At 37.8% G+C, this 21,125-nt stretch carries 22 protein-coding genes, 2 tRNA genes and 1 riboswitch; of the genes, 17 read left to right on the top strand and 7 right to left on the bottom strand.

Translation table 11 applies throughout. From position 1 onward, the window contains the following. Positions 1–84 precede the first annotated feature (84 nt). From H9632_RS16855 to H9632_RS16835, 5 genes are all read left to right on the top strand, one after another. Positions 85–175, top strand: a tRNA-Ser gene (locus tag H9632_RS16855). Between the two features lie 2 nt (positions 176–177). Then, a tRNA-Glu gene (locus H9632_RS16850) sits at positions 178–249 on the top strand. A 73-nt stretch (positions 250–322) separates the two neighbouring features. Next, on the top strand, positions 323–946 hold the full coding sequence (locus tag H9632_RS16845) for an NUDIX hydrolase (RefSeq protein ID WP_191705233.1): 624 nt from the start codon (positions 323–325) through the stop codon (positions 944–946). Positions 947–1,118: 172 nt separating this feature from the next. Next, positions 1,119–1,877, top strand: coding sequence for a MerR family transcriptional regulator (locus tag H9632_RS16840; protein WP_191705232.1), 759 nt, complete (start codon positions 1,119–1,121; stop codon positions 1,875–1,877). Between the two features lie 65 nt (positions 1,878–1,942). After that, complete coding sequence (locus H9632_RS16835; RefSeq protein WP_191705231.1) at positions 1,943–2,290, top strand: TraR/DksA family transcriptional regulator; 348 nt, start codon at positions 1,943–1,945, stop codon at positions 2,288–2,290. A 39-nt stretch (positions 2,291–2,329) separates the two neighbouring features. On the opposite strand, the gene H9632_RS16830 is transcribed toward H9632_RS16835, so the two are convergent. Then, the gene (locus H9632_RS16830; RefSeq protein ID WP_191705230.1) at positions 2,330–3,247 is read right to left on the bottom strand and encodes a 1,4-dihydroxy-2-naphthoate polyprenyltransferase; all 918 of its coding nucleotides are present in this window, start codon (positions 3,245–3,247) and stop codon (positions 2,330–2,332) included. Between the two features lie 241 nt (positions 3,248–3,488). Between H9632_RS16830 and H9632_RS16825 the strand changes: the two genes are divergently transcribed. From H9632_RS16825 to H9632_RS16805, 5 genes are all read left to right on the top strand, one after another. Beyond that, positions 3,489–4,871 carry an isochorismate synthase gene (locus H9632_RS16825; RefSeq protein ID WP_191705229.1) on the top strand — a complete coding sequence of 461 codons (1,383 nt, stop codon included), beginning with the start codon at positions 3,489–3,491 and terminating at the stop codon, positions 4,869–4,871. Further along, positions 4,864–6,597 (top strand): 2-succinyl-5-enolpyruvyl-6-hydroxy-3-cyclohexene-1-carboxylic-acid synthase, encoded by a 1,734-nt coding sequence (gene menD / locus H9632_RS16820; RefSeq protein ID WP_191705228.1) that lies wholly within the window; start codon positions 4,864–4,866, stop codon positions 6,595–6,597. Before H9632_RS16825 ends, menD begins: the two co-directional genes overlap by 8 nt. Further along, complete coding sequence (gene menH, locus H9632_RS16815) at positions 6,579–7,394, top strand: 2-succinyl-6-hydroxy-2,4-cyclohexadiene-1-carboxylate synthase (protein WP_191705227.1); 816 nt, start codon at positions 6,579–6,581, stop codon at positions 7,392–7,394. Before menD ends, menH begins: the two co-directional genes overlap by 19 nt. Positions 7,395–7,416: 22 nt before the next feature. Further along, on the top strand, positions 7,417–8,241 hold the full coding sequence (gene menB, locus H9632_RS16810) for a 1,4-dihydroxy-2-naphthoyl-CoA synthase (RefSeq protein WP_191705226.1): 825 nt from the start codon (positions 7,417–7,419) through the stop codon (positions 8,239–8,241). A gap of 77 nt (positions 8,242–8,318) precedes the next feature. Beyond that, the gene (locus H9632_RS16805; RefSeq protein WP_191705225.1) at positions 8,319–9,758 is read left to right on the top strand and encodes an o-succinylbenzoate--CoA ligase; all 1,440 of its coding nucleotides are present in this window, start codon (positions 8,319–8,321) and stop codon (positions 9,756–9,758) included. Between the two features lie 258 nt (positions 9,759–10,016). On the opposite strand, the gene H9632_RS16800 is transcribed toward H9632_RS16805, so the two are convergent. The 3 genes from H9632_RS16800 to H9632_RS16790 form a co-directional block, all read right to left on the bottom strand. After that, entirely contained in the window at positions 10,017–11,039 is a 1,023-nt protein-coding gene (locus tag H9632_RS16800; RefSeq protein ID WP_191705224.1) for a metal ABC transporter solute-binding protein, Zn/Mn family, read from the bottom strand. A gap of 104 nt (positions 11,040–11,143) precedes the next feature. Continuing rightward, the gene (yidD, locus tag H9632_RS16795; protein WP_191700655.1) at positions 11,144–11,377 is read right to left on the bottom strand and encodes a membrane protein insertion efficiency factor YidD; all 234 of its coding nucleotides are present in this window, start codon (positions 11,375–11,377) and stop codon (positions 11,144–11,146) included. 2 nt (positions 11,378–11,379) lie between these two features. After that, a complete protein-coding gene (locus H9632_RS16790) occupies positions 11,380–11,532 on the bottom strand; it encodes a hypothetical protein (RefSeq protein ID WP_191705223.1) in 153 nt (50 codons plus the stop codon). Positions 11,533–11,769: 237 nt separating this feature from the next. Here H9632_RS16790 and H9632_RS16785 point away from each other — a divergent pair, with 237 nt between their 5' ends. The 4 genes from H9632_RS16785 (at position 11,770) to H9632_RS16770 (ending at position 13,901) form a co-directional block, all read left to right on the top strand. Next, the gene (locus H9632_RS16785) at positions 11,770–12,213 is read left to right on the top strand and encodes a Dps family protein (protein WP_191705222.1); all 444 of its coding nucleotides are present in this window, start codon (positions 11,770–11,772) and stop codon (positions 12,211–12,213) included. 85 nt (positions 12,214–12,298) lie between these two features. Beyond that, entirely contained in the window at positions 12,299–12,607 is a 309-nt protein-coding gene (locus H9632_RS16780; RefSeq protein ID WP_191705221.1) for a transposase, read from the top strand. A gap of 63 nt (positions 12,608–12,670) precedes the next feature. After that, the gene (locus H9632_RS16775) at positions 12,671–13,138 is read left to right on the top strand and encodes an NUDIX hydrolase (protein WP_191705220.1); all 468 of its coding nucleotides are present in this window, start codon (positions 12,671–12,673) and stop codon (positions 13,136–13,138) included. Next, positions 13,122–13,901, top strand: a complete 780-nt coding sequence (locus H9632_RS16770) for an alpha/beta hydrolase family protein (protein WP_191705219.1) — start codon at positions 13,122–13,124, stop codon at positions 13,899–13,901. The genes H9632_RS16775 and H9632_RS16770 overlap by 17 nt, the downstream gene beginning before the upstream one ends. Before the next feature lie 127 nt (positions 13,902–14,028). On the opposite strand, the gene pckA is transcribed toward H9632_RS16770, so the two are convergent. Next, positions 14,029–15,615, bottom strand: a complete 1,587-nt coding sequence (gene pckA, locus H9632_RS16765) for a phosphoenolpyruvate carboxykinase (ATP) (protein ID WP_191705218.1) — start codon at positions 15,613–15,615, stop codon at positions 14,029–14,031. Between the two features lie 200 nt (positions 15,616–15,815). Further along, positions 15,816–15,932, top strand: a riboswitch (SAM riboswitch). Between the two features lie 327 nt (positions 15,933–16,259). On the opposite strand from pckA, the gene metK reads away from it, so the two are divergent. Continuing rightward, positions 16,260–17,456, top strand: a complete 1,197-nt coding sequence (gene metK / locus H9632_RS16760; RefSeq protein ID WP_191705217.1) for a methionine adenosyltransferase — start codon at positions 16,260–16,262, stop codon at positions 17,454–17,456. A 106-nt stretch (positions 17,457–17,562) separates the two neighbouring features. Here the strand turns inward: metK and H9632_RS16755 are convergent, their stop codons facing one another. Beyond that, a complete protein-coding gene (locus H9632_RS16755) occupies positions 17,563–18,075 on the bottom strand; it encodes a gamma carbonic anhydrase (RefSeq protein WP_191705216.1) in 513 nt (170 codons plus the stop codon). 136 nt (positions 18,076–18,211) lie between these two features. Here H9632_RS16755 and H9632_RS16750 point away from each other — a divergent pair, with 136 nt between their 5' ends. Together H9632_RS16750 and H9632_RS16745 are read left to right on the top strand one after the other, a co-directional pair. Continuing rightward, positions 18,212–19,015, top strand: a complete 804-nt coding sequence (locus H9632_RS16750; RefSeq protein WP_191705215.1) for an alpha/beta hydrolase — start codon at positions 18,212–18,214, stop codon at positions 19,013–19,015. Positions 19,016–19,147: 132 nt separating this feature from the next. Next, on the top strand, positions 19,148–20,614 hold the full coding sequence (locus H9632_RS16745) for an alanine/glycine:cation symporter family protein (protein WP_191705214.1): 1,467 nt from the start codon (positions 19,148–19,150) through the stop codon (positions 20,612–20,614). Between the two features lie 66 nt (positions 20,615–20,680). On the opposite strand, the gene H9632_RS16740 is transcribed toward H9632_RS16745, so the two are convergent. Then, on the bottom strand, positions 20,681–21,088 hold the full coding sequence (locus H9632_RS16740; RefSeq protein WP_191705213.1) for a pyrimidine dimer DNA glycosylase/endonuclease V: 408 nt from the start codon (positions 21,086–21,088) through the stop codon (positions 20,681–20,683). Between the last annotated feature and the right edge of the window lie 37 nt (positions 21,089–21,125).

Genomic DNA, 21,125 nt, shown 5'->3' with positions numbered 1-21,125 from the left:
AAGTAGCTCAGTTGGTAGAGCATCCGGCTGTTAACCGGCAGGTCGCAGGTTCGAGTCCTGCCTTCGGAGCCATTTTTACATTTTGGGGACATACTCAAGAGGCTGAAGAGGCGCCCCTGCTAAGGGTGTAGGTCGCGTAAGCGGCGCGAGGGTTCAAATCCCTCTGTCTCCGCCATCGGCCCGTTGGTCAAGTGGTTAAGACACCGCCCTTTCACGGCGGTAACACGGGTTCGAATCCCGTACGGGTCATACATAAGAAGAAGAGAAAACGCTAAGTACTTTTACATGTACTTAGCGTTTTTGTATATAAGGGGGTGACGTTTTGACAGAGCGTCTAAAAATATTTGATAAAGATTACAATGAAATAGGTGTTGAGCACCGTGAAATAATTCATGAAAGAGGATATTGGCACGAAGTATTCCATTGTTGGGTTATTGAAAAAATTAACGCAGAATGGCATATTTACTTTCAACTGAGAAGTAAATATAAAAAAGATTACCCATGCCAATACGATATTACTGCTGCTGGCCATTTACTTTCTACAGAAACTGTTGAAGATGGAGTGCGAGAGCTTGAAGAGGAAATAGGTATTACTGCTATGTTTTCACAATTAAAATCATTGGGAGTAATTCCATATAGTATCGAAAATGAATTAATAAAAGATAATGAATTTGCCAATATTTTTGTTTTTGAGTTGGTAGGAGGGTTTGAGCAGTTTTCGATTCAACGTGAAGAAGTTGATGGAATGTATCGTGCTAAATGGGAACATTTTATGCAATTGGCTCAAGAAGCAGTGAAGGAAATTGAAGTGACAGGGTTTCGCTATGAAAATGATATTAAATGTTTTGAAGTGAAAAATATTAGTTTAAAACAAATGTCTACATTACCGAAAATTTACTTGAGTGAATTAATTTCGAGATTAAAAAATTTTATGGAAGCATCCTAAAAGATTAGGAATGCTTCCATTTTTTATAGTGTAATATCGATTGATATATTTTGATTTTCAAAAGTCATCCTTTCACCAATTATAATTGAAAAGAAAAATTTAATTTTAAAATATATTCCCATTGACCTTTACGTTACGTCATCCTTTATAGTACTAAATAAGAGGTGATGGCATGCTAGTAAATGAGTTGGCAAAGTTGTCAGGTGTAAGTGCACGAACATTACGGTACTATGATGAAATTGATTTGTTAAAGCCTTCAGCGGTCGAGCAAAATGGCTATAGAAAATATAGTCAATCTGATATTGATCGACTACAGCAAATTCTGTTTTATCGGGAGCTAGATTTTAAGCTAGAGGAGATTAAAAATTTTTTAAACGATCCAAATTTTGAAGTGAAAGAAGTGTTAAAAAAACAATACGGGCTTTTACAAAAAAAGAGAAATTATCTCGATAAATTACTTGAAACAATAAATCAAACAATCAATATGTTGGAAGGGGATATTAAAATGACAAATGAAGAAAAGTTTAAAGTTTTCAAAAATAAATTAGTGGAAGAAAATGAACAAAACTACGGGCAGGAAATTCGTGAAAAATATGGTGAGGAACAAGTTGATGCAAGCTACGGCAAACTGAAAAATATGTCAGAAGAACAATACGAAGCTATGCAACAATTAGAGAAGCAGTTGTTTGAACGCTTAAAAGAAGCGATGGAACAGGGAGATACTACTTCAGCAATTGCTATGGAGGCTGCAGAGCTTCATAAACGTTGGTTAAGCTTTTCTTGGGCAAAATATACGAAAGAGGCTCACCAAGGATTAGCACAAATGTATATATACGATGAACGCTTTACTTCCTATTATGATCAACGAGTTGGAGAAGGTGCTACCCAGTTTCTGCATAATGCAATTAGTGCATATACAGCGATAAAATAAGTCGAGATGTTTTAGAAATCCTCATTTAGGTAATATTTTATTAACAGATAAAAGGGGGATTTAATATGAATAACAATCAATTACAACAATTACGTCAGACATTGGAAGAAGAGCTAGCGACATTACAACAGTTTATCAATGATGAACTGCCTGTTGATGAAACAGAGTTATCGGCGGTTGATAATCATCCAGCTGATGCAGCTACGGATTTGACGACGGTTGTAACAGAACTTACGTTAAATGAATTGAAGGAAGAAGAAATTGAGAGAATTAAAACTGCATTGACTGCGATGGATGAGGGTACATATGGAAAATGTGCTGTATGTGGTGAAAACATTCCATTTGGACGTTTAGAAGCGATTCCTACAGCTTTAACATGTATTGATCATGCAGAAATAGAAAATGTGGAATAATAAAAGAGGCATGTTGGTGACAACATGCCTCTCTTAATTTTAAAGAAAATATGAAAGTAGTAAACCAATCGCCAAAAGGAAACCGAAAATCGTGTTCGTTTGTGCAGTAAACTTCATAGCAGGCATTACTTCTAAAGGCTTTTCTTTAGCACGGAATAGTTTAATGGAATCGATTGGCTTTTTCGCACTTAATAATACAAGTAAAGCCCATGGTGTTAAATGACCAAGAAAAACAAGAACAACTATCCAAATATAAGATACAACAAAAAACGCAGCAAGTATTGTTACAGCGTTGTAACGACCGACTAATATAGCCATCGTTTTGCGACCGCCTTCTGTATCTCCTACGATGTCACGGATGTTATTGGAAAGCATAATCGCTCCCACTAGAATCATACTAGGAACTGAAATTAACACTGCATCCAACGTTACTTCCCCTGTTTGAATATAGAAAGCAATTAAAATAATGCCCATTCCCATAACTGCTCCAGAAACTAACTCCCCAAAAGGTGAATAGGCAATCGGATATGGACCACCTGTATACAAATAGCCAATAAGCATGCAAACAAGACCAACAGCTACTAACCACCAAGAAGTCATCGCGCATATGTATACCCCTAAAAGCATCGCTATTCCATAAAAGCCTAGCGCAATCATCATAATCGTCTTTGGTGCTACACCATGACGGACAATTGTGCCTCCAATGCCGACTGAATTTTCATTATCCAGTCCAAGCTTATAATCATAATATTCATTGAACATATTTGTAGCTGCCTGAATGAGCATACTAGCTATAAGCATTGCAAAAAACAATCCAAAATGAATTGTTTCATGGTCTATTGCAAGTGCTATTGAAGTACCTAGTAATACTGGTACAAATGAAGCCGTTAATGTATGGGGACGTGTTAAATGCCACCAAACTTTAAACCCTTTGTCCGCTTCAACGACTTTTGTCATAAAAAAAACGCTCCTTACCAAATACAATTATCTAAACTATTGTAAAGCAATTACAACAAAAAGAACAGAGTGAAGCATGAATACATGTAACGATTGCTTGAAAAATGGTATGATAGGAGAGGTATTATTTAGAGAACGAACGCAAATAAATTGAGCAAATTATAAAAATTTTTGCACGTATTAAAAAGTGTGGTAATTGCATCATATTTAGTGAATTTGCAACATGACGGAGGGAATTTTCATGCAACACAAGTGGTACAACGCCACTGAAATTGAAGTAGGCTTAAATTCAAAACAAATTTTTTATATAGAAACAATCGAAGTAAGTCGTTTATCCGCGTTAGCATTTTTTGCAGCGGGAGAAAAGAAATATAAAGGAAAAAGAAATTACTGGCAAAATCGTGAAAAAACCTTCACATTAGTCGGTTTAGGTCATGCATATACAATAGAAAATAATGCATCCGACGCTCGTTTTGATTTGGTTGAACAACATTGGAAAAAGCTAACTAGTCAAATTGTTCAGGAAGATCGGCACTTACAGCCTATTCTTTTTGGTGGTTTTACATTTGACCCACAAAATGAAGTATCAGCAGAATGGACAAACTTCCCACAAAGCTATTTTACTGTAGCAACCCATCAGTTAGTCATTCGAAATGATAAAGCATATGTAACAATTAACTACATTACAGATGAGACAAATAGCGCCAATACATTTGAGGCATTGCGTAAAGAGCGTGATGAGCTTATTCATGCAGCACAAGTAAAAGAAGTTAAAACATATGCAAAGCCGACGATGACGAGCTATATGGAGCCGTTCAAGGAAGAGTATTTAAATTCCATTCACAAAGTGACAAGTTTAATAAAAGATAACGAAGCGCAAAAGGTAGTTATTGCGCGTTCTTTAGCATTGCAATTTAAGGAAGCGATTACATCACCTCAAATTTTATCGCATGTTGTACATGAGCAACCAGAAAGCTATCTATTTGGCTTAGAGCATGGGGATCTATTATTTTATGGTGCATCACCAGAACGCTTAGTAAAAGTCGAAAATGGACGAGCCTATTCTTCGTGTGTCGCTGGCTCGATAAAGCGCGGTTCAACTGCTGAAGCCGATGAAGCACTGGGACAAAACTTATTAAATGATATGAAAAATCTTGGTGAACATCATTATGTCGTAGAAATGATTACTGAGACATTTGAAAAGAATTGTTCCGAGGTAAAAGTACCACATGGACCGAAGCTTCTGAAAATCAGAGATATTCAGCATTTATATACGCCTGTTGAAGGTATTCTAAATGAACAAGCAACGATTTTACAGCTGGTGAAACATTTACATCCAACTCCAGCATTAGGCGGTGTGCCACGTGAACAAGCGATGAAGATAATTCGTGCGTATGAGCCAATGAATCGAGGACTTTATGCAGCGCCTATTGGTTGGCTTGATGCAGATGGAAACGGGGAGTTCGCGGTTGCGATTCGTTCGGCTGCTTTAGTACAGGATAAAGCATACTTATATGCAGGTGGTGGGATTGTAGCGGATTCAGAAGCACAATCCGAATATGAAGAGACGCTCGTGAAATTCCGTCCGATGCTGCGAGCACTTGGAGGTCAATTACATGAATGAGCGTGAAATACTATCGAATTATGTTTATCAAATTGTATCTGCTTTAGTAGCTTCCGGAGTAGAGCAAGTCGTGATAAGTCCTGGCTCACGCTCCACTCCGCTTGCCTATGCCTTTGCTTCAACAAAGGAGCTGGAGATGCATCGACAGGTAGATGAGCGGGCAGCTGCTTTTTATGCGCTTGGTTTAGCAAAAGCTACGGCGAAACCCGTTGTATTATTATGTACATCAGGTACGGCAGCAGCAAACTACTACCCGGCAATTGTCGAAGCAAAATATGCAAGGGTGCCTTTAATCGTTTTAACAGCTGATCGTCCGCATGAATTAAGAGAAGTGGGCGCACCACAAACGATTAATCAAGTACGACTTTACGGCGAAAACGTAAAGTGGTCAGCTGAATTCCCGATTCCAGACAACGCGCCGCAAACGTTGCCATTTATTGAGCGTCATACTGTACGTGCGTTAAATATTGCAACAACTGCACCATATGGACCGGTACATTTGAATATTCCATTCCGTGAACCGTTAATGATTGATTTTAAAGATGTGCTGCCGAAGTCGAGCTATGTAAAAAGTTATACAAATGAGCTTACACCTTCAAAGCAAGCGATTACGGAGTTAACACATATTTTGGAACGAACAACTAATGGAATGATTATTATAGGGGAATTGCCATTAGGAACGGATACCGAACATTTATGGAACTTTATCCGTGAAGTAAAGTGGCCAGTAATGATTGAAAGCTTATCAAATCTACGCACAGAAGTACCTGAAGATTGCCAAATATATGCAATTGCTACATATGATGCCTTGATGAAAAATGAGCGTTTCAAACAAAATGTTCGTCCACAAACGGTTATTCGATTCGGTGCACAGCCGGTATCGAAATTTTTAATGCAATTTATCGTACAGGTAAATCCGCAAAACTATATTATTATCGACGAGGACCCAATGTATAGAGACTCTACACATATGTCCACGCACTTTATTCATGCGCTTCCAGGGGAGTGGCTAGGTGAAATTGAGCTACAGCATTCTGTAGCTGAAATAGAATATTTTCAGTTTTGGAAAATGGCCGATTTACTCGCATCGGATGTCATAGAAAAATATAGTGATTATGCTGACGATGAAGGGGCAATGGTTCAATCACTGCTGGCAAATATTGAGGAAGAAGCTGACATATTCGTAAGCAGCAGTATGCCGATTCGTGATATAGATACTTTTTTACTTTCAACTAATCGATCAGTTCAAATTTTCGCAAACCGAGGGGCCAATGGAATTGATGGAGTGACATCTACTGCACTTGGCTTTAGTAATGGACGTAAAATGCGTAAAACATATTTACTGATTGGAGATTTAGCATTTTTGCATGATACTAATGCTTTCATTGCAAGCCGTTATCAGCAATGTGATTTAACAGTGATCGTAATGAATAATGACGGAGGTGGAATTTTCTCATATTTACCTCAGTCAAAAGTAGAGGCACACTATGAGGATTTATTCGGGACACCGACCGAGTTAACGTTCGAGCAAGTTGCTAGCATGTACAATATGGAATACGAAAAAGTAAAAACAAAAGCTGAACTTATAAATACATTGGCAACAAATAAACAAGCCTCTTTAAAACTAATTGAGGTGTTTACCGATCGCGAAGAAAATGTAAAGCAGCATCGTCTATTGTGGACACGTATAAACGAGGTGATTGAACAATGGCTCGATTCGCTGTAAAAGGTTTAGATGTGTATGTGGAACAATGGAATGAGGATGCTAAACAAACAATCGTTCTATTGCATGGTTTTACCGGGAGTACGAAAACATGGCATAGAGTGATTGCGCAGCTACCAACAAACATTCGCTGTATTGCGGTAGATTTAATCGGCCATGGACAGACTGCTGCTCCATTAACTGAAAAGCAATATTCAATGACATTTCAGATCGAACTACTGAACGAATTATTTCGTGTCTTAAATCTTGGGGAATTCGTGTTATTAGGATATTCAATGGGAGGACGTGTAGCTTTAAGCTATGCAGTTCGCTATCCATCCCAAATAACCCATTTAATGCTGGAAAGCGCTTCCCCTGGCTTAGTGGAAGAGCAGCAGCGAACAATACGAAAAATGGCAGACGATGCCCTTGCTGAGAAAATTGTCGTAAATGGGATAGAATCTTTCGTGAATAAGTGGGAAGACATTCCTCTTTTTGCCTCACAAAAGCTTTTGCCTGCTAGTGTGCAGCAGGAGATAAGAAAAGAGCGAGTACAACAGCGTGAAATTGGACTTGCAAATAGTTTACGCGGCATGGGGACAGGAGTAATGCCTGAACTTTGGGGAAAGCCTCTTACTACGTTACCGATGCCTGTTACTCTTATAACCGGTGCTCTAGATGAAAAATTTGTGCAATTAAACAACGAAATGCAAAAACAAATAGTAAAAGCTAATCACATCATAATTCCAGCAGTTGGTCACGCAATTCATGTGGAAAATCCAACAAAGTTTGCTACAATAGTAAAGGAAACGATTTCATAACTCAAATTAGGAGGCAATATATATGACAAAGCAACGTCTATGGACATCTTTACATACTTATGAAGATATTAAGTATGAATTCTATAACGGTATCGCAAAAATTACGATTAACCGTCCGGAAGTTCGTAATGCATTCCGTCCAAAAACTACAGCGGAACTAATTGACGCGTTTACACGTGCGCGCGATAACGAAAAAGTTGGCGTAATTATTTTAACAGGTGAAGGCGAGCATGCATTCTGCTCAGGCGGTGACCAAAAAGTACGCGGCCACGGTGGTTATGTAGGTGATGATAATATTCCTCGCTTAAATGTTTTGGATTTACAAACGTTAATTCGTAAAATTCCTAAACCAGTCGTAGCAATGGTTGCTGGTTATGCAATTGGTGGCGGTCACGTATTACACGTAGTATGTGATTTAACAATTGCTGCTGAAAATGCACGCTTCGGACAAACTGGTCCTAAAGTAGGGTCATTTGATGCGGGTTATGGATCAGGCTACTTGGCACGTATTGTAGGTCATAAAAAGGCTCGTGAAATTTGGTATTTATGCCGTCAATACGATGCGCAAGAAGCACTTGATATGGGCTTAGTAAACACTGTAGTACCATATGAGCAATTGGAAGATGAAACTGTAAAATGGTGTGAAGAGATGCTTGAAATGTCTCCAACAGCATTACGTTTCTTAAAAGCTGCCATGAATGCAGATACAGACGGTTTAGCTGGTATCCAACAACTTGCTGGTGATGCTACACTTCTTTACTACACAACTGATGAAGCAAAAGAAGGCCGCGATGCATTTAAAGAGAAACGTAAACCTGACTTCGGTCAATTCCCTCGTTTCCCTTGATTTGTTCGTATAATAATTCGAAAGGGATGTCCTAATAAACTTTGGACATCCCTTTCTTTATGATAGGAGGAAAGGGCATGCAGCCAAACTGGATTAAGCAACGTGCCTATTTAACACCGAATCGCGTTGCACTAAGCTTTAATGACCAAGAGTGGACCTTTAATGAGCTCTACCTACAATCAGTTCGCTTAGCTTATAAATTAAATACTCTCCAATTAACAAATGGTAAACGGGTTGCAGTTTTAGCTCCGTCTACACCGGCTTTAGTTGAACTGCTATATGCATGTATGCAGGCACATTGTGAAGTCGTTTTACTAAATAGCAGGTTAGCAAAGAAGGAGCTTACGTATCAAATTGAGGATGCAGAAGTAGACACAATCCTAGTGGCTGATGAGGAGCTTGCCAAACTTCCTGATGATGCCCGAATTGTGCCATTTTCTCAGCTATATGAAACACATGAATCCGAATATGACATTGCAACACAATGGGATGAGGATTTTGCTCTAACAATAATGTATACATCCGGAACAACAGGCTTTCCGAAAGGAGTTTGTCAAACTGTTTCAAACCATAGTTCAAGCGCAATTAGTTCTGCATTAAATTTAGGGATTTCGGAGAAGGATACATGGCTTTGTACTGTTCCAATTTTTCATATAAGTGGTTTTTCAATTGTAGTCCGATCATTACTGTACGGGATGAAAATACGTTTATATGAAAAATTTGATGCCAAAAAATGTGCACAGGAAATCATCAAAGGTACAGTGACGAAAATGTCAGTCGTTGCGGTTATGTTGGAAAATATATTGTCTGAAATGGAACGCATTGGTCAAAAAGCCCATCCTGAATTCTCTACTATGTTAGCAGGTGGTGGTCCGGTGCCAATCGGTTATTTAGAACGAGCAGAAAAATTAAATTTGCGTGTTGCGCAAACATACGGTATGACTGAAACCGCATCCCAAACTGCTACATTAGCAAATGAAGATGCAATGACACATATCGGTTCTGCAGGTAAACCATTGTTTTTTAATGACATAAGAATTGATGCTAAAGATGGAGAGCCAATTGGAGAAATACTAATACGCGGACCACATGTCACGCCAAAATATATTGGTCAGTTCAAACATAAACCAACAACAATTGATGGCTGGCTTCATACAGGGGATGTTGGCTATTTGGATGAAGAAGGCTATTTGTATGTAGTTGACCGTCGAAGCGATTTAATTATCTCAGGTGGCGAAAATATATATCCTGCCGAAATTGAAAATGTACTACTCGCGCACCCTAACATAAAGGAAGCCGGAGTTTGCGGGATGGAACATGATAGGTGGGGGCAGGTACCTGTAGCATTTGTCGTTTTAAAAGAAAAAATATCCGAACAGAAAATAATAGAATTTTGCGAGTTGAATTTAGCAAATTATAAAGTCCCTAAACAAGTTCATTTTGTTAACTACTTGCCTCGAAGTGGGTCAAATAAGTTATTAAGAAGAAATTTGCTTCTCTTACTGGATGATTTATGAGGTATTTCATGGGGCTGGGATAGAATTAGAATTTTTATTGGATAAGGAAAAGACCATTATTAAAAAACGGATACTTTAAAAATTGATTGGAATGGAGGGCGACTCCTGCGGGAACAGCACGACGCCTGAGACTACAGGCTCAGGCCGTGCCCGCGGAAAGCGTCCCGGAATGGAAATCAATTTTTTATGCCAGAAAAAAACGCCATTTTTCTCAAGGAGAATAATGGCATTTTGGGGTTACGTCCCGCCCCATTTATATTATTTTGATAATGCTTGTTTTAATACTTCAATATTCTTTCGCATTAATGAGAAGTAATCTTCGTTATTTTGAACATCTTCTTTTGTAAGCACGCTCAAATTATGCAAAGTTAATGTTTTTGCATTTACTTCTTTTTGAATAACTTCAGTTAAATTCGATGAAACATTTTGCTCAAAGAAAATGTATTCAATGCCTTCTTTATTAGCTAAGTCCACAATTGAAGTCAATTCTTTTTGTGAAGGTTCACTTTGCGAATTGAGGCCTGCTACCGGTACTTGATTAAATCCGTAATGTCCGGCAATATAGCCAAACGCTGCATGTGAGACGAAGAACGTTTTTTTAGTAGTAGCACTAGCCATTTCTTCAAATTCAGAATGCAGTGTATCTAAATCCGCTACTAATTGCTCGTAGTTTTCATTGAAAGTTGCTTCATGTTCAGGTAAAGCCTTAGTTAACTCTTCTTTAATCGTTAAGGCTAATTGTTGCGAAATAATAGGGGATAGCCAAACATGTGCATCATGATCGTTATGAGCAGGATCTTTATCACTTTCATCTTCTTCATCATGGTCATGATTATGACCGTGATCATCGTGTTCTGTAGTAGCTTCCGCATGTGTATGACCAGTCGAAATATGCAATTGCTCTTCTGTTACACCATCCGCAGTTGCAACTAATTTCACATCTTCATTTTCCAATGTCTTTTTAGCTTTTTCAACAAAGCCTTCCAGCCCAAGACCGATAAAGAAAAATAAATCAGAATCAGCTAATGCCATCATATCCTTTTGCGTTGGTTCAAATGAGTGCTCGTTTGCACCTGCAGGATAAATAGAAGCCACATCTACAAATTCGCCTCCAATACGCTCTGTGAAGTATTGCAATGGATAAACTGTCGTATAGATGGATAGAGTATCATTATTCGATTGAGTATTGTCTGTTTCGGCAGGTGCTTCATTGTCTTTACTGCAAGCAGTTAATAACAGAATAAATGTAAGCATTGAAATAATAGAAAGCCATTTTTTCATTATAGTAAATCTCCTTAAATAGTAACAATTACGATTTGTGTTTTTGAACATTTTCAATCATACAATATTAAAAGAAAAAAAACAATATAAAAAGCCTCCGAAAGTTATTTTCTTTTCGAAGGCCATTTTTCAGGTACCGGATCAAAACCTCCAGGATGAAGTGGCTGACATTTTAAAATACGAATTATGGTCATGATTAGTCCTTTAAAAGCACCATGTTTTTGAACTGCTTCAATACCATAGCTCGAACAAGTCGGATGGAATCGGCACGATGGGGGCTTCATAGGAGAAATATATTTTTGATAAACCCGTATTAGCCCAATAAATATTCTTTTCATAGCTATTTTTGCTCTCCATTTTTATAGGTATTGGTTGGTTTTGCATCAATCGTTTGATTTAATGATACGTTGTTTTTTCTAGCAAGTAAAATTATGGAGAATGCAAAAATACCCATAATGGTAATGATGATAATTAATACGATTGGTAAGCTCATTTTTTCACCTCAACTAATTTAACCGGCACAGTAAATTAGCACCCTAACCGGTTCATTCCTTACTATTGTACATGAAAAAGCGCGGCTAAATTTGTATAATCGTCGAATTTATAAGGTTTTAACAAGTGGACGAACGGTTATAATATAAATATAAGTGAAAAATCTTTATCTTTTCACTATAATCCAGGATTAAAATTTCTTTTGAAATTTTAAATATAAATTATGAGGTGAAAGTTTATGGCTAAGAAACAATTAAACACACATTTAAACGATTTAGTAGCAACATGGTCGGTGATGTACACTAAGTTACATAACTACCACTGGTATGTAAATGGACCATCTTTCTTTACATTACACACGAAATTTGAAGAGTTGTATAACGAAGTAACGCTTAATCTAGATGAAATTGCCGAACGTATTTTAACTAAGGGAGGCAAGCCTGTCGCAACATTGAAGGAGCATTTAGACATTTCTTTAATTAAAGAAGCGACTGGTAAAGAAGAGACTCAAGAAATGGTCTCAATATTAATTGAGGATTTCAACACGATTATGAATGCACTGGAAAAAGCAATGGAATCAGCATCTGAAGAAGGCGATGACCGTACAGAAGATATGCTGAACGCACAATATCAAAGCTTAGAGAAGCATACTTGGATGTTAAATGCATATTTAGGTAACTAGTTTTGATGAAACGACTCCAATTTTGGGGTCGTTTTTATGTATAAATCATTTTTTTGTAGCTCACCTTAAGTATGAGGTGAATAAATTGGAAAAAAATAATGTATATGTGTCCGTCGCAAATTTAACATGTAATCTGCAGCCCGGATCGTCCTATGAATTTGTATTAAAAATGGATCCTCTTAAAGCACGAGTATTTACAAAGCTATTCAGTCAAATGCAAGAACTTGAAGCATCGAATGCCTTTCGGGCGCATATGCCCTTCATTCCTTATCATTTAGATAGATTGAATCATGATATAGACCATCGTCTGAAAAAAGTCTATGCACTCATACATGAATTTGGAGATGAAGAAGCGAAAAAGTTTGTAGAGCAATTGCCGTATTTTAATCATTAAGTATTTTCAATTATTGAATGAAAGACTTCTGTTCGCTAAACTAGTAATAGGAGTTGAGCGGAAATGTTTAGATTTATTGATGAGAATGGATTACCGGTAGATTTAAGATTTGATGAAGGACCTTTTGAAGTAGCGCCCAAGCACGTCCTGGCTCTTGTACAATACGAAGGGAAATGGTTGTGCACAATTCATCACCGGCGTGGTGTTGAGTTTCCTGGAGGAAAGCAGGAGCACGATGAAACACTAGTGCAAGCAGCTATCCGAGAAGTATATGAGGAAGCCAATGTAATAATCGAGGATGTTGAATGGTTCGCTTACTATATTGTTCACGATAATATTCCGTTTTGCAAGGCGGTTTTTACAGCTAAAGTAAAGGAAATCGAGCCCTTTGTAGGAGACTATGAAACAGAAGGTATTTTGTGGTTAACGGAAGAGGAGCTTTGCCAACAGCCAAATTTAAGCTTCTATATGCGAGATGAAGGTATGAAAAAGATGCTGCAGGAAGTGAAAAATTATGAACGCCAATGGTGAAATTTTATCAATGCATCAATATCCTTCCCCAAATCCGCATGTCCGTTTGGATGAAGTAACATATTGGTCACAAGGGTTGCGTGTGAAGGGATTGCTCGCACGTCCTAAAGCACATGGACAGTATGAAGCCCTTTTATATTTACGTGGAGGTTTACAATCAATTGGGATGGTTAGGCCTGCTCGTATCGCCCAGTTTGCGATGCACGGATTCGTCGTATTTGCCCCCTATTACCGTGGAAATCGTGGAGGGGAAGGAAAAGACGAATTTGCGGGTGATGACCGCCATGATGCAGTTTTCGGTCTTGATGTATTGAAACAATTTATTCGTGTTGAAAAGGTGAATTTGTTTGGTTTTTCTCGCGGAGGCTTAATGGCTCTATGGACAGCAATATTACGTAATGATGTAAAATCTGTCGTAACATGGGCTGGCGTCTCTGATGCAACAGCAACATATTGGGATCGTATCGATATGCGTCGTGGATTAAAAAGAATAGTGGGGGGGACTCCAAATAAAGTACCAGAAAACTATGAAAGCCGTACGCCATTATACAAAATTGAAAACGTTCAATCACCACTATTGATTATACATGGAGCTGAAGATCAACATGTCAAAATTGAACATGCCTATCAATTGGAGCGATATATGAAAGGCGAAGGGAAACAAGTTGAGACATGGTATTCATCTAGGCTGAAACATCATTACCCACCGAAGCTGAATAGAGAAACAGTGAAAAAAATCTGTGAATGGATGAAACAACAGTAATTCAAAAAAGGGATGCAGTGTGAAAATACACTACATCCCTTTTACTATGATATATTTTTAAGTTTGACGTCGTAGTATTAGTGCAGACTACATCGTCAAACAATATGTCGAGCTAATCATTAGTAATTTATACTAATGGACCGCCTTTTTTCACGATAGCTTCATCAACATCGGCAAATTTCGTGAAGTTGTTTTTAAATAGCTCTGCAAGTTCAGTAGCCTTTTTGTCGTATGCAGCAGTATCAGCCCATGCAGCACGAGGATTTAATACGCTAGAAGGTACTCCTTCAATAGCTACTGGAATATTTAAACCGAATACTCCATCTTGTGTTGTTTCAATATTGTCTAATTCACCGTTAATGGCAGCGCGTACCATTGTACGAGTATAGGCAAGTTTCATACGGTTACCAACACCGTATTCTCCTCCTGTCCAACCTGTGTTTACTAAGAACACTTGTGAACCATGCTCGTCAATTTTCTTACCTAACTGATCTGCATAGACTGTTGCAGGAAGTGGAAGGAATGGTGAACCGAAGCATGTAGAGAATACTGGTTCTGGCTCAGTAACACCACGTTCTGTACCTGCTAATTTTGAAGTGAAGCCACTTAAGAAGTGGTACATCGCTTGCTCTTTCGTTAATTTTGAAATAGGAGGCAATACGCCAAACGCATCAGCTGTTAAGAAGACAATTGTGTTTGGATGACCTGCTACTGATGGTAATACGATGTTATCAATGTAATCGATTGGGTATGCAACACGAGTATTTTCTGTTAAAGAACCATCATCATAATCACAAATACGTGATTCTGAATCAACCGCTACATTTTCCAATACAGAACCGAAGCGAATTGCATTGTAAATTTCTGGTTCATTTTCAGCGGAGAGGTTAATTGTTTTTGCGTAACATCCACCCTCAATGTTGAAAACACCATTATCAGACCAACCGTGTTCATCATCCCCAATTAATTTGCGGTCGCAATCAGCCGATAAAGTTGTTTTACCAGTACCTGATAGACCGAAGAATAATGAAACGTCGCCTTTTTCGCCAACGTTAGCAGAGCAGTGCATTGGGAAAATACCTTGTTCTGGTAATAAGTAGTTCATAATCCCGAAAATTGATTTTTTCATTTCGCCAGCGTATTCAGTACCACCGATTAAGATGATTTTCTTTTCAAGAGATGTTATAATAAATGTTTCCGAACCAGTTCCATCTACTTCTGGATCTGCTTTAAAGTTTGGAGCAGAAACAATTGTAAAGTCAGAGACATGTGCAGCTAATTCTTCTGCTGTAGGACGGATGAATAATTGATGACAAAATAGGTTATGCCAAGCATATTCGTTAATTACTTTAATCGATAATTGAGAGTCTTTGTCAGCACCCGCAAAACCGTTGAATACAAATAATTCATCGCGTTCTTTTAGGTAGTTTACAACTTTGACATAAAGCTTATCAAATACTTCTGAAGAGATAGGACGGTTAACTTTACCCCAATCTATTTTATCTTTAGAGTTCTCTTCTTCAACGATATATTTATCTTTAGGTGAGCGACCAGTATATTTACCTGTTTCAGCACGTAAAGCGCCTTCAACAGTTAACATTGCTTCTCCACGTGATGTAGCTTTTTCAACTAATTGTGGAACAGATAATTGAGTTTTGATGTTTTCCCCGTTTAAAAGTTCTTTCAGCTCGTTAGCAATTTCTACCGAATTCATCTATTAAATACCATCCTTTTTTATAGTATTCCCTTATAGTAGGGGAGTTGTTTATTAATTCAAAAATAGTATAACACATTGAAGGATATAATCTATACTAATTATGAATTATTTTTTGTGGAATTTTTAACTGTTTAAAATCGGACAAAATTTATTGACAGCCTTTATTTTTTTAGGTAGGATGTGTAATTGAACGGATACTCTTATCCCGAGCTGGTGGAGGGGCAGGTCCCTATGAAACCCGGCAACCTGTGCATATTATATGCGTGTTGGTGCCAACCTGATGCAAGGGCAAAATTACCCTTGAACGATAAGAGTGAAAGGTAACGAAGCATATATATCCTTTCCTCACGCGTGATGAACGCGGCTAATGAGTGAAAGGATTTTTTTGTTTAATATGAATTGTATATAAATAAGAAATGACCTTTCAAAACCTCGTGTCAAAGCAATTAAGCTTGACGTTTATCGTGTCTCGCCTTGCAGTAAAATATACTGCTCTAGAGACTTGATTGGTAAAACCATTTTCTACTCTGAAAAGTAGGATTTACTTTATCGAAAATATAAGCGGGCATGGGTAATGAGTACCGTATCGTTTTCGTTTTAAAATATAAAACAATTGCCAAAGTGAATTAGGAGGAAATGACATGAAAAATCGTCGACTGTTTACATCAGAAAGTGTAACGGAAGGACATCCAGATAAAATTTGCGATCAAATTTCGGATGCCATTTTAGACGCCATTTTAGCAGCAGATCCAAATGCACGTGTAGCTTGTGAAACTACGGTAACAACAGGCTTAGTATTAGTATCTGGTGAAATTACAACTACTACTTATGTAGATATGAAAGGGATTATCCGTGATACTGTAGCAGAGATTGGCTATACACGCGGGAAATATGGTTTTGATGCAGAGAACTTAGCTGTACTAGTTGCAGTTGGTGAACAATCACCGGATATTGCACAAGGTGTAGACCAAGCGTTAGAAGCACGTGAAGGTTCAATGACGGATGATGAGTTAGAATCAATCGGTGCTGGAGACCAAGGTTTAATGTTTGGTTACGCTTGCAATGAAACGCCTGAACTTATGCCTATGCCTATTTCTTTAGCACATAAATTGGCGCGTCGTTTAACGGAAGTACGTAAAACAGGAGAATTAACGTATTTACGTCCAGATGGTAAAACACAAGTTACTATCGAATATGATGAAAATAATATACCGGTCCGTGTTGATACAATCGTTATTTCCACACAGCATGATGAAGAAGCAACATTAGAACAAATCCAAAAAGATATTAAAGAACATGTAATTAAACCAGTTGTTCCTACTGAATTATTAGATGAAGCAACTAAATATTTCATTAATCCAACAGGTCGTTTCGTAATCGGTGGTCCAAAAGGTGATGCTGGTCTTACAGGTCGTAAAATCATCGTAGATACGTATGGTGGTTACGCACGTCACGGCGGTGGTGCATTCTCTGGTAAAGATGCAACGAAAGTAGACCGCTCTGCAGCATATGCAGCGCGTTATGTTGCAAAAAATATCGTTGCGGCAGGATTAGCGGATCGTGCAGAAGTTCAACTGGCTTATGCAATCGGTGTTGCGCAGCCAGTATCAATTGCAGTAGATACATTCGGCACTGGTAAAGTAGAATCTGCCAAAATCGTAGAATGGGTACGTGAGCTATTTGATTTACGCCCGGCAGGAATTATTAAAATGCTGGATTTACGTCGACCAATCTATAAACAAACAGCAGCATACGGACATTTCGGACGTACAGACATTGATGTACCATGGGAAAATACAGATAAAGCGGCTGAACTTAAAGAAAAAGCCGGACTTTAAAGAGGAAAGGAGCGTTCAGTCAAATGGACGGCTCCTTTTCTATTATTATGGAAAATAATATACTTCCTTCATTTATATGGTAGGTGAGTTGAAAGATAGCGAAATGTCATTTCTGTAGTGATTTATAGTATTGTCCCTTCGCTACGTATTCATTAATTATGCGATCCATATCTGCCCGGTCCTCTGCATTTACTTCACGTACAACTTTTGCTGGGCGCCCCATAGCAAGAGAATTGGGAGGAATCACTTTTCCAGGTGGTACGAGACTGCCTGCACCAATAAATGCTCCTTCACCTATTTCTGCACCATCCAAAATGATGGAACCCATACCGATTAAAGCGCGTTCTCTTATTGTACAGCTATGTAATGTTACTTGATGACCTACTGTTACTTCATCTTCAATAATGAGCGGATAGGCAGGGCTTTGGTGAAGACAACTTAAATCCTGAATACTAACTCGATCTCCAATAATTGTTTTATTCACATCACCACGTATCACTGTATTAAACCATATGGAAGTATTTTCCCCTATTGTCACATCGCCAGTAATTGTTGCATAATCAGCAATAAAGGCAGTTGGGTGAATATTTGGTGATTTATCTTTATAAGGGTATATCATGTTCAATTCCTCTTTTCTTTTATAGAATGTATTATAGCTATTGTAATCGTATCAAATCACTATTAATTTTCAATTATCATCTTTTAACTTTATATAATAAATTATAGCAGACTGTTTTATGTAAGGAGGATTGACCATGTGGAAATGGGAAACAGAGCATCAACCAAAAGCCGTAGTCGTTATTCTACATAGTGCATATGAACAGCATCGGTGGTACGCATGGTTAATCGAAAAATTTCGGAGTGCTCGCTTCCATGTAGTAATGGGGGATTTGCCTGGGCATGGTGAGCAAGGAAAGTATGCAAGATATCATGACGAAAATTTTGAAGAATACTATAATTATACAAAAGTGTTACTAAAGGTTGCTCTAGAATATAATTTGCCTCTTTTTATTGTAGGTAATGGATTAGGCGCATCTATTGCAGCGTACGTGTTGCAGAAAAATAAAATAGAATGCGCAGGTGTTGTCCTCACATCACCGTGGCTTCATTTTAAATTAGCGCCTGGGAAACTATCCAATGCATTATCAAGCTTTAGTGCTATAACATCGAATGTGAAATTAAAACATGAATTGAGCATACAATATTTCACCCGTAATACAGATGTATTGATGGAGTTAAAGGAGCAGTTACCATTAAATAGTATGGTGACTGTTAAATGGTATCGGGAATGGCAACAAATGACACGAATAATCCGTGATCCTGAAAATAAATTCCCTGATATTCCACTGTTACTAATGACTGGGGAAAATGATAAAATAACGGACATTAGTACTTCTAAAAAATGGATGATGGAACAAAAACTTTCAGAATTTCACTATAAACAATGGAATGGATGCCTGCATAGCTTGTTTTTTGAAGTGGAACGTGAAGAAGTTTTCCGGTACACAATTGATTTTATTAATAATGTCTTAAGAGACCTTGGATATATTGTAGAATAATAAAAAATCTAACAAAAGTCGAATTTTGTTAGGTTTTTTTTTAATTTTAGCAAAAAAATATATCGAAATTTTAGAATATTTGTAATATACTAAATTTCTAATTAATACAATAGTTCAACAAGGGGGTAAAATATGGATTTTATTAATGATTTTGTAGGATGGGCCAATAATATATTATGGGGTCCTGTAATGATTTACGGTATTTTAGTCGTAGGTTTGTTCTTTTCAATCCTGACAAAATTTGCTCAAGTCCGGTTAATTGGGGACATGTTCAAGTTAATGTTTAAAGGAGAAAAATCAGAGGCAGGTGTATCTTCGTTCCAGGCATTATCCATTGCTTTGTCTGGTCGTGTCGGTACAGGTAATATCGTTGGTACAGCTACAGCCATCGCGTTCGGTGGTCCTGGTGCGGTATTCTGGATGTGGGTTACTGCATTTATTGGAGCATCAACAGCCTATATGGAATCGACTTTAGCGCAAATCTACAAAGAAAAGAAAGATGGTCAATATCGTGGTGGACCTGCATTCTATATTGAAAAGACAACAGGTATTCGTGCCTTAGGTATTATTTTTGCCATTGCGATGATTGCATCTGTTGCATTTTTAATGCCGGGTGTTCAGGCAAATGCGATTGCCGGCGCGGTAGATAATGCATTTGGAATTGAACCTTGGATCACTGGTTTAGTTACAATTCTTTTGTTGGCGGTTATTATTTTCGGCGGTGTTAAGCGTATTGCAAATGCTGCGCAAATTTTAGTTCCATTTATGGCATTAGCTTATTTATTGGTAGCGGGTATTATTATTATTATGAATATTACAGCTGTGCCTGATGTATTTGCTTTAATTTTCCGTAGTGCCTTTGCGACAGATGCTGTATTCGGCGGGATGATCGGGAGTGCAATTTTCTGGGGTGTAAAACGAGCGATTTACTCAAACGAAGCTGGTCAAGGTACAGGGGCACATCCTGCTGCCGCAGCAGAAGTATCACATCCAGTAAAACAAGGTCTTGTTCAAGCAGCATCAGTTTATATTGATACACTATTAGTATGTTCTGCAACAGCATTAATGATTTTATTCATGGGTACATACAACGTACATGACGGTAGCCAAGACGGTCCATTAATCGAAGCAAAAATGGATGAGACAATTACTTATTCAGGCTTTACTCAAGCAGCAGTAAATGACGCGTTCCCATCTTTAAATAACTTCGGATCTGGATTTGTAGCGATTTCATTGTTCTTCTTTGCTTTCACTACATTAATGGCATACTATTACATTGCGGAAACAAATGTTTCGTATATGCTAAATGGGAATGCCAGAAGGATAGGAATTTTCTTAATGAAATTCGTATTATTGGCTTCAGCATTTTACGGCACTGTTAAAACATCGGATTTAGCTTGGGCATTCGGTGACGTAGGGCTAGGGTTAACGGTTTGGATTAACGTCATCATGCTATTATTCATCATGAAACCGGCTCTTATAGCTTTAAAAGACTATGAGCAGCAGAAAAAAGAAGGTAAAGACCCAGTATTTGATCCAATAAAACTCGGAATTAAAAACGCGGATTTCTGGGAGACATATAAGAAGCAAGATAAATAGAATAAAAGGAGCAGCCTATAATAGGTTGCTCCTTTTAATATGCGAAGAACTTTTTGAATGGACCAGTTATTTGGAATCTCTTTTTTGCGAGTAAAAATATAATTGTAATGCATCAAATTGTTCTTTTGAAAAATCTTTTTGTCCTCGAATATATTTTTCATATAAATTATAATAACAAATAGTTAAATACTCGTCGTTATGATGATCTTTAAAGGGTGTGTAATTCGGGGGAATTGTTATATCTGTAAAATAGCGCTCCATTTTATCAATCGTACGAATTGTAATATTACGGACCAGCATTTCTTTAAGTACAATTTGTGTGTAAATATATAGATCTTCTTTTGGATAGTCATATACATAATTAATAAGTATATGGCGGTCTTCCTTAGCAAATATACTATTCAATTCCCGCCATTGGGCAAGCAACTGGCTTTTTGGGATAAATGGGATGAGCTCGGTGTGCCATAAACGCATATAATTCACCTCTTTACTAGATAAAAAAGAGCTAAGA

Origin of the sequence: Solibacillus merdavium, from assembly GCF_014836935.1 — a bacterium.
Lineage (GTDB): Bacteria > Bacillota > Bacilli > Bacillales_A > Planococcaceae > Solibacillus > Solibacillus ferritrahens.
Note: the sequence above shows the minus strand (reverse complement) of the source record. Positions and strands in the feature narration are given on the sequence as shown.